General features: G+C 54.6%; 16 protein-coding genes. All 16 read left to right on the plus strand.

Annotated elements, in window-relative coordinates; genetic code table 11:
* Positions 1–77 precede the first annotated feature (77 nt).
* Positions 78–1,082 carry a stage II sporulation protein D gene (spoIID, locus tag GX030_06575; GenBank protein NLV92040.1) on the plus strand — a complete coding sequence of 335 codons (1,005 nt, stop codon included), beginning with the start codon at positions 78–80 and terminating at the stop codon, positions 1,080–1,082.
* A gap of 194 nt (positions 1,083–1,276) precedes the next feature.
* Entirely contained in the window at positions 1,277–2,221 is a 945-nt protein-coding gene (gene trxB / locus GX030_06580; GenBank protein ID NLV92041.1) for a thioredoxin-disulfide reductase, read from the plus strand.
* A gap of 128 nt (positions 2,222–2,349) precedes the next feature.
* The gene (gene cysK, locus GX030_06585; protein ID NLV92042.1) at positions 2,350–3,282 is read left to right on the plus strand and encodes a cysteine synthase A; all 933 of its coding nucleotides are present in this window, start codon (positions 2,350–2,352) and stop codon (positions 3,280–3,282) included.
* Between the two features lie 150 nt (positions 3,283–3,432).
* Complete coding sequence (locus tag GX030_06590; protein NLV92043.1) at positions 3,433–4,044, plus strand: septum formation inhibitor Maf; 612 nt, start codon at positions 3,433–3,435, stop codon at positions 4,042–4,044.
* A gap of 43 nt (positions 4,045–4,087) precedes the next feature.
* On the plus strand, positions 4,088–4,795 hold the full coding sequence (radC, locus tag GX030_06595) for a DNA repair protein RadC (protein NLV92044.1): 708 nt from the start codon (positions 4,088–4,090) through the stop codon (positions 4,793–4,795).
* 21 nt (positions 4,796–4,816) lie between these two features.
* The gene (locus GX030_06600) at positions 4,817–5,845 is read left to right on the plus strand and encodes a rod shape-determining protein (protein NLV92045.1); all 1,029 of its coding nucleotides are present in this window, start codon (positions 4,817–4,819) and stop codon (positions 5,843–5,845) included.
* 37 nt (positions 5,846–5,882) lie between these two features.
* On the plus strand, positions 5,883–6,731 hold the full coding sequence (mreC, locus tag GX030_06605; GenBank protein ID NLV92046.1) for a rod shape-determining protein MreC: 849 nt from the start codon (positions 5,883–5,885) through the stop codon (positions 6,729–6,731).
* A gap of 34 nt (positions 6,732–6,765) precedes the next feature.
* Positions 6,766–7,254: a rod shape-determining protein MreD gene (gene mreD / locus GX030_06610; protein ID NLV92047.1), complete on the plus strand. Its 489-nt coding sequence runs from the start codon at positions 6,766–6,768 to the stop codon at positions 7,252–7,254.
* A gap of 132 nt (positions 7,255–7,386) precedes the next feature.
* On the plus strand, positions 7,387–7,995 hold the full coding sequence (gene minC / locus GX030_06615; GenBank protein ID NLV92048.1) for a septum site-determining protein MinC: 609 nt from the start codon (positions 7,387–7,389) through the stop codon (positions 7,993–7,995).
* 53 nt (positions 7,996–8,048) lie between these two features.
* The gene (minD, locus tag GX030_06620; GenBank protein NLV92049.1) at positions 8,049–8,849 is read left to right on the plus strand and encodes a septum site-determining protein MinD; all 801 of its coding nucleotides are present in this window, start codon (positions 8,049–8,051) and stop codon (positions 8,847–8,849) included.
* Between the two features lie 17 nt (positions 8,850–8,866).
* Positions 8,867–9,157, plus strand: a complete 291-nt coding sequence (minE, locus tag GX030_06625) for a cell division topological specificity factor MinE (protein NLV92050.1) — start codon at positions 8,867–8,869, stop codon at positions 9,155–9,157.
* Between the two features lie 119 nt (positions 9,158–9,276).
* A complete protein-coding gene (gene rodA, locus GX030_06630; protein ID NLV92051.1) occupies positions 9,277–10,431 on the plus strand; it encodes a rod shape-determining protein RodA in 1,155 nt (384 codons plus the stop codon).
* 123 nt (positions 10,432–10,554) lie between these two features.
* Complete coding sequence (locus tag GX030_06635) at positions 10,555–10,806, plus strand: hypothetical protein (GenBank protein ID NLV92052.1); 252 nt, start codon at positions 10,555–10,557, stop codon at positions 10,804–10,806.
* A gap of 34 nt (positions 10,807–10,840) precedes the next feature.
* Positions 10,841–11,719: a peptidase M50 gene (locus GX030_06640; protein NLV92053.1), complete on the plus strand. Its 879-nt coding sequence runs from the start codon at positions 10,841–10,843 to the stop codon at positions 11,717–11,719.
* Positions 11,720–11,814: 95 nt separating this feature from the next.
* Positions 11,815–13,707 (plus strand): TIGR03960 family B12-binding radical SAM protein, encoded by a 1,893-nt coding sequence (locus GX030_06645; protein ID NLV92054.1) that lies wholly within the window; start codon positions 11,815–11,817, stop codon positions 13,705–13,707.
* Positions 13,688–14,416, plus strand: coding sequence for a DUF2344 domain-containing protein (locus GX030_06650; GenBank protein ID NLV92055.1), 729 nt, complete (start codon positions 13,688–13,690; stop codon positions 14,414–14,416). Before GX030_06645 ends, GX030_06650 begins: the two co-directional genes overlap by 20 nt.
* Position 14,417 lies beyond the last annotated feature (1 nt).

A 14,417-nucleotide genomic window follows, 5' to 3' on the forward strand; every position in this document is an offset into this window, starting at 1 on the left:
TTGGGTGGCAATCCCAGCAATTGCAGTTCTGAGTAGACCTCTCCCCCCATATCATGAGTGCTATGGGGGGATTAATCTTGTTGTCACTCCGGTATTATCGCTATCGTTTCTATCGCTTTATCTATAGTCGTCGTCGGTTTGGACACCGCAGACTGACGGTCGGAGTGCTCCTTGCTTTGGTCCTGGCCGGGGTGTTTGTGGCCGTCAGCTTCATGGACTATTTCTCTCGGGGAAATGAATGGAAAATTACTCTGCTGCAGGCCGACATCGGGAAAGAGATCAGTCTTTCCCTGGAGGAGTATGTGGCCGGAGTCCTGGCAGCGGAGATGCCGGCAACCTTTGGCCTAGAGGCCCTCAAGGCCGGTGCCGTTACCGCCCGTACCTATGCTCTGCAGCGGATCATCGCCAAACAAACCCTTCCCGGCACCAATGCCCACGTCTCCTCGGATCACAGGGTGTCCCAGGCCTATCGATCAGTGGAACAACTGCGGGCCACTTGGGGGATGGCCAAATTCCTCGTCGCCTGGCCCAAGATTCGCTTGGCGGTAACCTCGACCCGGGGACAGGTACTCACCTACAACGGCCAGCTGATTGATGCCTTGTATCATTCCACCAGTGGCGGAGTGACCGCCAATTCCGAGGATTACTACTCCACCGCGGTGCCCTACCTGCGGTCGGTACCCAGCCCCTGGGAGGAGCACTCACCCTATTGGCGCACCGAGGTGTTTATTTCCTGGCAGCAGCTGACCGATGGGCTGGGATTAGCCCTTGCTCCCCAGGAGTTGGCTCAGGGCAAGGTTGTTCCCAGGGTGGAGGCCTATCCCAATGGTCGCACCAAGGCTTTGGTATTGGGGGAACACCGGTTTAACTCCCGCCAGGTGCGGGAGCGGCTGGGACTTCGGTCGGCGTGGTTTACTCTGGAACCTAACCCCCAGGGCGTGATCTTTCATTTGCGAGGCAATGGTCATGGCGTTGGACTGTCCCAATATGGCGCGGATGGTCTGGCGGCAGCGGGGTACAAGTACGATGATATTCTTCTGTATTACTATCCCGGTGCTCACCTGGTTCGCAGCTACTATTAGTCCTTGATGGGGCCCCCGGCGCCCGATGACGAGTTTACTCTACCGGGGGAAAGGGAAAAAAGGGTGGTAAGGCAAAGAAAAATAAAGGCTTCATCCCGCAAGTAGTTCCTGGTGATCCAAGGCGGGAAGCCAAATTTACTCACTTAAAGTGGACACACTAGAATTAGTGGTTGATATGGGAGGCGCAAGTGGCGATGACTGATAAGACAGCCAATCCCGTAGACGTCGCGGTAATTGGCGGCGGACCGGCGGGGTTAACCGCGGCTTTGTATGCCGGCAGAGCTTTGCTTTCGGTAAGGGTAATCGAAGGAATGGGTACCGGGGGACAGATGTTTACCACCGCGGTGGTGGAAAACTACCCGGGGCTGGGAGTAGTGGATGGCCCAACGATTTCCCAGAAGATGGAGGCCCAGGCCAGGGAGTGGGGCGCTGAGATTGAATTTGGGCAGGTCCAAGGCATCTCCGGTTCCTTGGAAACGGGTTTTACTTTGGATATGGGTGAAGGGAACGAACCGATCCTGGCCCGAACGGTGATTGTCGCGTCCGGCTCCACCCCTCGGAAGCTGGGAGTTCCCGGGGAGGAAGAGTTCCAGGGACGAGGGGTGTCCTATTGCGCCACCTGCGATGGCGCCTTTTTCCGCGACAAGCGACTGATTGTCGTCGGTGGAGGAGACTCCGCTGTAGAGGAAGGACTGTTCCTGACCAGGTTTGCCAAATCCGTCACCATCGTTCACCGCCGGGATGAGCTGCGGGCCAGTCCGGTACTGCAGCAGCGGGCCAGGGACAATGAAAAAATGCAGTTCATCTGGAACTCGGTGGTGGAAGCAATTCAGGGGAACAAGACCGTCAATGGCGTTGTCCTGCGGAATGTGAAAACCAACGAAATTACTAACCTGGATATCGATGGAGTCTTTGTTTACATTGGCCAGAATCCCAACGTCAGTTTCCTGAATGGGTTGGTGGAACTGGATGGGATGGGATTCATTCAGGCCGGTGAGGATTGCGTCACATCGGTTCCCGGCATATTCGCCGCCGGTGATGTGCGCACCAAGCCCCTCCGCCAGATCGTAACCGCCGTGGCCGACGGAGCGGTGGCGGCAATGCAGGCGGAACAGCTTCTGGCTGTCAGTAAAGGTTAGTCTAGGCAAAGAATCCCGTTGTTGACAGAGCTTTACTGTTTTGGTAAACTAAATCCGAGAATTCCGAGTGGAATACCAGAGATTGAACCCGTTGGTTGAGACCAACCGATGATTTGGGGGTTATGGTTATGGCTAGGAAAGCCGATAGCATCGTGAGTCTAATCGGACAAACGCCGGTGGTCAAACTAAATAGAGTTGTTCCCGAGGGTTCCGCGGAAGTTTGGGTAAAGCTAGAGTCCTTTAATCCCGGCGGTAGTGTCAAGGACCGCATCGCAGCCAACATGGTGAAAAGGGCAGAAGAAGCGGGAGCCTTGAAGCCCGGAGGTACCATCGTCGAGCCAACCAGCGGCAATACCGGGGTAGGACTGGCAATGGTGGCCGCGGCCAAGGGATATCGGTGCATCTTGGTGATGCCCGATACCATGAGCATTGAACGGCGTCGGCTGCTGCAGATGTATGGCGCTGAGTTGGTGCTGACCCCTGGGACCGAGGGGATGAAGGGAGCCATCGCCAAGGCGATGGAGTTGGTCGAAAGTAATCCTGGTTACTTTATGCCCCAGCAGTTTGAAAATCCCGCCAACCCAGAAATTCATCTCCAAACCACTGCCGCGGAAGTTTGGGAGCAGATGGAGGGACAACTGGATGCCTTTGTCTCCGGGATTGGGACTGGGGGAACGGTTACCGGTGTCGGCAAGGTTTTGAAGGAAAGGTTGCCTGAAGTAAAGATCGTGGCCGTGGAACCGGTAAACTCTCCAGTTCTTTCTGGAGGACAGCCAGGTTCCCACAGGATTCAGGGCATCGGAGCAGGCTTTGTGCCTCAGGTTCTAGACACCGAGGTTCTCGATGAGATTGTCACCGTCGAGGATAACGACGCCTTCCAGGCCGCGGGTCGCTTGGCTCGGGAAGAGGGGATTTTAGTCGGTGTTTCCAGTGGAGCTGCTGTGGTTGCCGCTTTGCAGGTGGCCAAGAAGCTGGGGGCAGGCAAGAGGGTACTGGCGATTTTGCCGGATACCGGTGAGCGCTACTTGAGTATGGCGGAGAATTTCTTGTCAGCAGAGTAAGGACTAAATTGACGGGGTAAACACCGGGCGCGAGGGGGAGTGCGGCCTTCCCTTCGCGCCCCTTCTATTTGCCCTGGGTTTCTGCTCTTAACGAAGGAGTTTGCCCGCTATCTGCAGAAAGAGACTAAGAAGTATTTGGGAGGTTCGTTTGTGGAGCTAATTTTGGCGTCTGCCTCACCACGCAGGAAGGAACTATTGGAGCAAATTGGACTGAAGGCGCGGATCCTCGTCCCTCAGGTGGATGAAAGCAGAGTCTCTGCCTCTGCTCCGGCGTCGCTGACGATGGAACTAGCCCAGCTCAAGGCTAAGGATGTTGTGGCTCGGTACGATTGGAGTCAAGGGACAAGCCCCCGGTGTTTGGTCTTGGCCGCCGATACCGTGGTGGCTTTCCAGGGGCAAATGCTGGGAAAGCCAGGGGACGAAGGAGAAGCGATTGGAATGCTGCAGACCCTTCAGGGACAGACCCATGAGGTGGTCACCGGGGTATGCCTGTTGGCAGCCGAGCAAGGAGTGGTGCAGACCACGTCGGTCTGGGCGGAAACCACTCGGGTTACCTTCCGGGATCTGACTCCGGCTGAGATTGCGGCCTACGTCAAGACCGGCGAACCCTATGACAAGGCCGGTGCCTATGGGATTCAGGGTCGAGCTGCTGCCTTCGTATCGGGTGTCGAGGGATGCTATTTCAATGTGGTAGGTCTACCCCTCGGGAGTTTGTGCCAGAGGCTCAACGAACTGGGATTGCCCCCTTGGAGACAGTGGTAAGCCGACACCAGCCATGCCCGATGTTAGGCTGGAGGGCTGGTAAGTGTCCACTCTATTAATTCGTGATTTACCTGAATCGGAAAGACCACGGGAGAAGTTGTTGAAGTATGGTGCGGCGGCACTATCTAATCGAGAATTGTTGGCGTTGCTGTTGGGAACGGGAACAGCCAGCGAAAGTGCACTACAATTGGCAGAAAAGATACTGGTACAAGCTAGAGGACTAACGGGATTGGTCGATATGACCGTGGAGGAGCTGCAGCAGATTAAGGGTGTGGGCCCAGCCAAGGCATGCGTCCTTTTGGCGGCGGCGGAGTTGAGTTTTCGCTTGGCGGAGGCCAGTCGAGGTTCGGGTCCACAGGTGCGCTCGCCACGGGATGCCGCAGATCTCCTGATGATGGAGATGAAACATCTAGATCGAGAGTATTTCCGCATCATCTTACTGGATACTAAACACAGAGTGATTGACACTCCCGTCATTTCCATTGGCAATCTCAATTCTTCTATCGTTCATCCCCGAGAATTGTTCAAAGAATGTATCCGTCGCAGTTGTTGCGCGGTGATCCTGGTCCACAATCATCCCAGCGGTGATCCCGAACCTAGTTCCGAGGACTTGGAGGTGACCCGCCGGATCGTTGCCGCGGGCCGGTTGTTGGGGATTAACGTCTTGGATCATATTATTATCGGTGACAATTGCTTCATTAGTTTAAGTGAACGAGGTTTGATCAGGGTGGGGTCGGATAGCCCACTATAGACCGGAGAAGGGGCGAAGGCAATGTTTGGGCTCTCCAAAGATATGGGAATTGACCTGGGGACTGCTAACTCTTTGGTATACGTGAAGGGCAAGGGAATTGTACTGCAGGAGCCGTCGGTAGTGGCTATTGAGCGGGATAGCAACGAGATTCTGGCGGTGGGTAATGAAGCAAAACGAATGGTCGGTCGTACTCCCGGCAATATTGTCGCGGTGCGGCCGATGAAGGACGGAGTCATCGCCGACTTCGATGTCACGGAGCGAATGCTTCGGCACTTCATTGGGCTGGCCAGCCGCAAGCGGGGCATCTTTCGGCCCCGAGTGGTGGTGGCAGTACCCTCTGGGGTGACGGAAGTGGAGAAACGCGCGGTGATTGACGCGACACTGTCTGCGGGAGCAAAGGATGCACGGCTGATTGAAGAACCAATGGCCGCGGCCATTGGAGCGGGACTTCCTGTGCAGGAGCCCACGGGAAATATGATTGTTGATATCGGTGGCGGCACCACCGAGGTGGCGGTAATTTCCTTGGGTGGAATAGTGTCCCATCGCTCAATTCGGATCGGCGGAGACGACATGGATGAAGCCATCGTCCAGCATGTGCGGCGTACATACAATTTGCTCATCGGTGAGCGAACCGCCGAAGACATCAAGCACGAGGTGGGTACCGCCCATCCCGCGGAGGCCGAAGATGGTGTGCATAAAGAGGTCCGCGGTCGAGACCTGGTGACCGGATTGCCCAAGACCGTTGCTGTAACGGCCAAGGAAATCCATGAGGCCTTGGCGGAACCCATTGCGTCGATAGTAGAAGCGGTCAAGGTGACTTTGGAGCGAACGCCCCCGGAGTTGGCTGCCGACATTATGGACAAGGGTATCGTGATGGCCGGAGGAGGCGCGTTGTTGTCTGGTTTGGATCGGTTGCTGTCCGATGAGACCGGCATGCCGGTGTATTTGGCGGAAGATCCGTTAACCGCGGTGGTCATCGGGACAGGCACCGCCCTGGAGCATTTTAATGTCCTGCAACGTGTGTTGATTACCCAGAAACGACTGGGCTAATTGACCGTAAACCTCACAGCTGATACAGGTGGTACCCTTGAAATGGGACTTGAAACGTTGGCGATGGGTAGCGGTTGTGGTAGTGATCTTGACCATAGCCGCTACCATTTACGTAACTAGTTATTCCCGCAGAGAAATTACCGGCGTTGAAGCTTTACTCCGGGACTTTGTCGCGCCCGTAGCCCGTGGATTGACCCAGGCGGCCCAAAGCATTGAGAACTTCTTTGGGAATCTAGCGGAGGTGTCCCAACTGGCGGCCGCCAATCGACAGCTAGAGGAAGAGATCCGGCAGCTGGAGATGCAGTTGGCCGTTAGTGCCGGATATGAGCGCCAGGTGATGATTCTGCGCCGGGCCCTCAGCTTCCGGGACAATCACCGATATGAGATACTGGCCGCGGAAGTGGTGGGACAAGAGCCGGTAAACTGGCACAACTTTGCTTTGATTAATCGGGGCATGAAGGACGGCGTGCGGCCGGGAATGGCCGTTGTGGCCCCGGAGGGAGTAGTGGGCCAGGTGCGCAACGTCACCGCCAGGACCGCGGAGGTAATGCTGATGCTGGACTCCCGCAGTTCCATTGGCGGCCGATTGGTGGATAACGGGGAATTGGTCTTGGTAACAGGACAATCCTCCCAACCGGAAAGCCCCGTGGTTCGCTCCCTAGTCCGGGATTCCCAACTGCAGGAGGGAGACCAGGTAGTTACCTCCGGAAACAGTCGGATTTTCCCTGGGGGACTTCTCCTGGGCACTGTAGTCGATGTGACCGCTGATCCCTATGGTGACAATAAGACCGGCGTTTTAGAGCCAGGAGTTGATTTTAGTCGTTTAGATGTGGTATTTGTCTTGCTATCTACCGATGAAGGGGACGAGGAGGAAATTGAACACTAGACCCTGGACAAGTCAAGATGGTAGGGGGAGTACCATGTGGTTTGGTAGTTATCTTCTCTTGTCCTTGGTGGCTGTACTGCTGCAGATGACGGTGTTTCCCACCTGGTTTGGCCCCTTTCGCCCCGACCTAATTACCGTTATCACCATCGGCGTGGCTTTGCATCGCGGGCCCAAGCTCGGGGCCGGGGCAGGAATCATCGGAGGGATGATCACGGATTTATTGACGGGGTATTTCCTGGGCATGGCTGCCCTGACCAATGGGCTGGTGGGTTGGATCATTGGCCTTTTGGAACCGAAATTCTTTAAAGACAACATGATTGTGCCGATACTTACTGTAGTTGCCGGTACTTTGGTGCAGCAGGTGGGTTATTGGCTATTGATGATGGCCTTTGGCCGCACCCTACCCCTGGGTTACATTCTGACCCAGGTGATGGGACCGGTGGTCCTGTGCAATGGGCTTGTGGCATGGCCCATTTTTCTTTTAATTCGGCAGGTAGAGGATTTTCTCGCGGAAGTGCAGTGAATCTCGCCCTGGGGAAGGACATCGCCGGCCGCTAGCGAAAATGTATCTGAATACAGGATCTTTATGAACTAGTTATCTACGAGGTGTGTTATGGGCAAGGAATTGGTTTCACTGAAGGGAACAAAGGAGGGGTTGATCCTTGCTATAGCACCCAAGAGCGATTTTGCCGCAGTGATTGCAGCTCTGGAAGCGAAGTTAATGACAGCCAAGGACTTCTGGCGAGGAGCGACGGTGACCATTAACAGTATTCCCGCCCAGTGGACGGATCGGGAGCGGGAGCAACTCCTTGCTTTGCTGGAACAATTTGAGATGGTATTGAAGGTCAGCTTTGCTCCAGTCCAATCGCAAGCTCACACCGCAGGGGTGCTGCCGAATAACGATTGGCATCGGGCGGGAAACAACGCCCTGATCGTGAAACGAAATCTACGCTCGGGTCAAAGGATTGTCCATGACGGCAGTTTGGTGGTAGTGGGCGACGTCAATCCCGGGGCGGAGTTAGTGGCCACCGGCGATATTATCATTTTAGGTACCCTGCGGGGAATGGCCCATGCCGGTTCTCAAGGAGATGTCACCGCGGTGGTGATGGCCCTGAGTCTCCAGCCAATGCAGCTGCGAATCGCCAACTACATATCCCGGGCTCCCGATGGCCCCATGGAAACGCCGGCATTTCCCGAGGTTGCACGAATCAGCGGTGATCGAATTGCCGTTCAGGAGTATTCACCCCTATTGTTGTTCAACTAGATCAGCCAGGGACTCAAGGCCTCTCAGCGACTCTGGTGTCAGGAGGTATTATGATGCCTTGTAAGGTGATAACCATAACCAGTGGCAAGGGTGGAGTGGGCAAGACTACCACCACTGCGAACATCGGTACCGGTCTGGCCATGGCCGGCCATCAAGTCTGTTTAATTGACGCGGATATTGGGCTGCGTAATCTCGATGTGGTATTGGGATTGGAAAATAGGATTGTCTATGACATCACCCATGTGGCCGCAGAGCAGTGCCGCCTAAAGCAGGCACTGATTAGGGACAAGCGTACCCAGAATCTGTTTCTCCTACCGGCGCCCCAGACCAAGGAAAAGGACGCGATTAGTCCCGAGGAGATGCGGTCAGTAGTGGATATGCTCCGGGAAGAATTTGACTACATCCTCGTCGACTCTCCGGCTGGGATTGAACACGGATTTCGCAATGCCATTGCCGGGGCCGATGCTGCCATTGTTGTCACTACTCCCGAAGTTGCTGCCGTCCGGGATGCAGATCGAATTATCGGGCTTCTGGAAGCAGCAGAGATCCGAGAACATTGGCTGGTACTCAATCGGGTCCGTCCCGACATGGTCAGACGGGGCGATATGATGGGACAAGAGGACGTCCTGGAGTTTTTGGCCATTGACTTGTTGGGAGTAGTTCCCGACGACGAGAATATTATTGTGTCCACCAACAGGGGCGAACCGGTGATCCTCGAATCCAAGAGCAAGTCTGGACAAGCCTATCGCAACATTGTTCGCAGGATTAAGGGAGAGGACGTGCCCTTCATGTCCCTTGAGGAGGACTCTTTCCTGCAGCGGATCAAACGGGTCATCGCCGGGTACAGCAGCTAATTTAAGGAGGGGGCAGTGTGTTCGATTTTTTCCGACAGCTTTGGGACAAAGAGGAGAGGGCGGCGAGGGGATCCAAACAGGCAGCCAAGGAACGGCTGCAGCTGATCCTGGTACACGATCGTGCCGACATTTCGCCGCAGTTACTGGACTCTCTCAAAGAAGAATTAATCGCAGTGATCTCTAAGTATATGGAGATCGATGACGAGGGCTTTGCTGTCGATCTTAAGCACTGCGACAGTTCCGTAGCCTTGGTGGCTAATATACCCGTGCTGAAGCTGAAACGTTCCGGTGAGAGCCCATCCCGGTAGTGAAAAGCTCTCGGGATTAATTGATGCGTATTTCCCATGGGTGAAAAGAAACCTTTCCGGCTTTTGGGAAAGGTTTTTTGTTACCAGGGGTTCGTCACGGGGCAGAATAAACTTTGAACATGGGAGGGTTGTTGGTGCTGGTGGACAAGAAGCTGTTGCGCAACGTGGATTGGGTCTTGGTGGCGACGATCCTACTATTAATTGGCTTTGGGATGATTGTGATCTACAGTGCCACCAACCGTACCATAGGCCCTCTTATCGGCTCTCCCTTCTACCATGTCCGGCGCCAATTGGTGACGGCGATGGTAGGAATAGCTGGGGCGGTGGTAGTAGCTTCCGTGGACTATCGGGTTTTTGGCCGGTACTATCGGGCCATCTACTTTGCTACCTTGGGAATGTTGGTCTTAGTCTTAATTGTCGGTAACACCGTCAAGGGCACCACGGGATGGCTGCGCTTTGGCTCCTTGGGAGGAATTCAGCCTGCGGAGTTGGCCAAGCTGGCGATAATTATTACCCTGGCCCGGTACTTGGAGCTGAAGGAGAATATCGAGTCCTGGCGGGATTTGGTAGGTCCCTTTGTCCTAGTAGGGGTGACCATGGGCTTGATTTTGCTGCAACCGGACTTTGGAACGGCCCTAGTCTTTGTCGGTATTCTCTTTGGGATGTTGTGGGTGGCCGGGGCTCCTGCTCGGTACCTGGTAACCATTGCCCTCAGCGGATTAACGGTCTTTACCGTGGCAGCCATTCTCACCAAACAGGGGTATTTGACCATCCTCAAGCCCCACCAATTGGATCGGCTGCTGGTGTTTTTGGACCCCTACGCCTATCGGACTGGGGCCGGTTGGAATGTAATTCAGTCGATGATCGCCATCGGGTCCGGTGGTTTCTTTGGTAAAGGGATGTTTGCAGGGTCCCAGACCCAGCTGAATTTCCTACCGGAACATCACACAGATTTCATCTTCTCCGTTGTCGGTGAGGAGTATGGGTTTATCGGCACCCTCTGTCTCTTAGGGTTATTTGCGCTGTTGTTGCAGCGGGGGCTGAAGGTGGTCCAATCCTCTAAGGATCGCTTCGGGGCCCTGTTGGCGACGGGAATTGTATCGATGTTTTTGTTTCATATTCTGATCAATGTGGGGATGACCCTGGGGATTATGCCGGTAACGGGAATTCCCCTGCCCTTTATTAGTTTTGGGGGCAGTTCCCTGTTAACTAACCTGTTGGCCTGTGGCTTGTTGGTTGGGGTCCACATGCGAAGGCAGAAGATCCTCTTTTGATCAAGTAATAGGGAAATCAAAGAGTCATGGAAGTCTTGCGGTAAGGCAGCCCGGTGGGGTCTGTCTTACCGCATATTCGTTTTAGCCGCCCCATATATTGTCATCAGACGAGGGGGTGGGGCTGTGGAGCGCTGGTTGAGAAACCTGGTCTTTGCAGTGGTGCTGGTGCTGTTGGTGGTGCTCTTGCCCGAGACCGAGGGTACATTGCTGCATCGCTTCCAGTCAGGGTGGAGGCAGGCAGCCCAGCGAGTGGAGGAGCTTCCCCTAGGCCAATGGACCCAACAGGTGCTGGAAGGGCTCGACGGAGTTGGTTTGGGACAATTGCTGGATCGCGTTGCCTCGTCGGCGCGCTGGATAACTTCTGCCGTACGGTAACAGCTGGGTTGGAGGCAGTCGGGGGAATGGTGCCATGATCGTTGGCAAGATACTGGGAATTAGGCTGCGCCTCAATTGGTTTTTTCTCCTGTTGCTGGGGTTAACCTGGTGGGTGGGAATCCTGCCCCAGATCCTGCTGCTCTTTGCCATCGTGTTGCTCCACGAATTCGCCCATGGGCTGGCAGCCAGGGGGTTTGGGCTCAAGGTGGAGGAAGTGGAGCTGCTTCCCTTTGGCGGAGTAGCAAGGATTTCCGATCCCTTGGAACATGATCCGGGAGTGGAGGCCACCGTTGCTATTGTAGGACCTATGACCAATTTCTTTCTTGCTCTCTGTGGAGTGATGATTCGGCCCTATCTCGATTCTGAGCCCCTGGTGGAGTATTTTATTCAGGCCAATTTGATTCTCGGCGGTTTTAACCTGATTCCCGCGCTGCCCCTGGATGGGGGCAGGATTCTGCGGGCATATTTAACCCCAAGGCTTGGGTGGCGGCAGGCGACGGAGCAGGCGGTACGCCTAGCTAAGGTGATCAGTGTTATTCTTGTCCTGTTAGGGATTGCTCTGCTTTATACCAATCAGGTGAATGTCAGCTTGATTGTCATTGCCTTTTTTGTGTTTTTTGCCGCGGATCGAGAAAAGAACCTGGCTCCCTACACCTTTATTCGCTATCTGGTGGGAAAAAAGGAGGAGTTGACCCAACAGGGGGTGATGTCTGCCGAGCCCTTGGTGGCCCAGGCCCACGTTCCCGTCAGAGAGGTAGTGAGGAAATTCGGTCCCAAAAGGTATCATTTGGTAGCGGTGATCGATGCCGAGGGCCGAGTAGAGCAAGTGTTGAGCGAATGGGAGGTGCTCGATGTTTTCCTGGAACGGGGAGTCGACATTCCTGTGGGAGAGGCCAAACCCCCTAGCCAATGACCGGCGGCAGGAATGAGTCTTCCCAATGGGGAATAATGAAGAAGGCAGATTATTGCCTATCGGTCGTGGATAGCACAGGTCAGTAATGGAGGTATATGGTGAGTAGCATTAGTCTAGAGCAATTGGATCGCATCCTTCCCCTGGTCAGCAAGCCCGCTCGGTACACCGGAGGGGAGGTAAACGCGGTCAAGAAGGATTGGTCAAAGGTGGATGTCACCTTTGCCCTAGCCTTTCCCGACATCTATGACGTTGGTATGGGGCACCTGGGGTACAAGATTCTCTATAGTATCCTGAATCAACGGGACTATGTTGCCGCAGAGAGAGTCTATGCCCCTTGGGTTGATATGGAGGCAAAGATGCGGGAGCATGGGCTTCCCCTCTTCTCCCTGGAATCAAAGCGCCCCATCAAAGAGTTTGATCTCGTCGGTTTTACCCTACAGTACGAACTTAGCTACACCAATATCCTCAATATGCTGGATCTGGCTGGGATTCCTCTGCGCAGCTGTGACCGCACCGAGGAGCACCCCCTGATTATCTCTGGAGGACCCTGTAGCGTCAATCCTGAGCCCTTAGCTCCCTTTCTCGACGTAGTCTACATCGGTGATGGTGAAGAAGCCGTTCTGGAGATTGTCGATTGTTATCGGCAATGGAAACAACAGAGCGGCTCAAGACAGGCTTTGCTGCAGAGCATGGCCCAGATCCCCGGTGTTTATGTCCCGGAATTTTATCGGGTAGAATATGGTGCAGAGGGTTTCTTGCGGGAGAGAAGGGTAATAGAAGAGGGAGTTCCCGCTAGGATTACTCGTCGGGTAGTAAAGGATCTCGACGCCGCTGCCTATCCGGAGCGGTTTGTCGTACCCTTAATCGAAGTGGTTCACGACCGAGCGATGGTGGAAGTGGCCCGGGGCTGCACCCGGGGATGTCGATTCTGTCAAGCTGGGATGATCTATCGGCCGGTGCGAGAGCGCAGTCTCGAGACATTGAAAGGGCAAGTGCGGGCGTTGTTGGCAAACACAGGATACGATGAAGTATCTTTGACCTCCCTTAGCACCGGGGATTACACCTGTATCAAAGATCTGATTATCGATTTGGTGAAGGAGTTAGGGGATGACAACGTTGCCCTGTCCCTTCCTTCGCTGCGGGTGGATTCCTTCTCCGTGGACCTGGCCCATGAAATTCAGAAGACCAGGAAGACTGGATTAACCTTTGCCCCGGAGGCGGGAACGCAACGGCTGCGGGATGTGATTAACAAGAATGTTACTGAGTCAGATTTGCTGGCCGCTGTGGAAGGGGCCTTTCGCAAAGGTTGGGACCAGATCAAGCTGTACTTCATGATTGGATTGCCCACGGAAACCGATGAGGACATTCTCGGGATTGCTCGATTAGCCCAGCAAGTACTCCGGATGGGCCGAGAGATTCGAGGCGCCGCCGGCAAGGCAGGACGAGTCCAGGTCACTGTTAGTGTGTCTTCCTTTGTTCCTAAACCCCACACACCCTTTCAATGGGAGGCACAGGACTCTATGGCAGAACTGGAGCGCAAACAGGCACTGCTCCGGGACAATCTGCGGCATAGAGGGATAAAGTTTTCCTACCATGATGTGAAAGCCAGTTTCCTCGAGAGCGTCTTTGCCCGAGGAGATCGGCGGGTTGCCGAGGTTTTGGAAGAAGCTTGGCGTCGGGGATGTAAATTCGATTCTTGGTCAGACTATTTCCGGTTCGATTTGTGGATGGAAGCCTTCGCCGCTCAAGGAGTTGACCCCTATTGGCATGGGCCCCGGGAGCGGCAGGAAGATGAATTACTCCCCTGGGAATTTGTGGATACCGGTGTTACCCATCGGTTCTTGTTGCGGGAACGCCATCGAGGTTATCGAGCAGAAACCACCGCCGATTGTCGCTTTGATGCCTGTCCCGGCTGTGGGGTTTGTCCGGGACTAAAAGTCGATAATCTGCTAGTGGGAGGGGCTACCGGTGGCGATCATCAGAATTAAGTATGAAAAATTGCAGCCTGTGCGGTACATCTCACATTTGGATTTGATGCGAGCCTTCGAAAGGGCGCTGCGACGGGCCCAGATGCCTATAGCCTACACACAGGGATTTCATCCTCGCCCAAAGTTCTCCCTCGCTTCGGCCTTGGCAGTGGGAATTACCAGTGAGGCAGAGTACGGGGACTTTGAATTGGTACAAGCTGTTAACCCCGAGGAGTTTGCTGCCAAGGTGAATGCTTATTTACCCGAGGGCGTCAGGATCCTAGCGGCCAGTCTGGTAGCCGAGGACACTCCGAAATTGATGGCTGTGGTGGACCGGGCCACCTATCGTTGTATCGCCAGTCCCACCCCGGGTGTTGATATTGAGGCCGTCACAGAGGCTGCGGACCAGCTAATGGCATCACCCCAGGTGGTGATTACCAGAGAACGCAAGGGCAAAATCCGAGAAGTAGATATTAGACCCTTTCTCTTCGATATTTCAGTAGCGCCAGCTCCCGATGAGTTAACTGAGCAGGATTTAGACAAGCTGGCTATTGATTTTGAGGTGGCCTCCGGTAGTGCTGGAAACCTAAGGCCGGAGGAGCTACTGCGATTGTTACCGATTGAACCGCATCAAACTATCCACAGAACTGGGTTATTTATCACGGTGAATGGGAAACCGGAGAGCCCAATGGAAGGTATTCCAAGGGGGGTTGAGAGTGAAGGGAGTTAAC

The sequence above is a fragment of the Bacillota bacterium genome (genome assembly GCA_012727955.1).
Taxonomy (GTDB): Bacteria; Bacillota; Limnochordia; order DTU087; family JAAYGB01; genus JAAYGB01.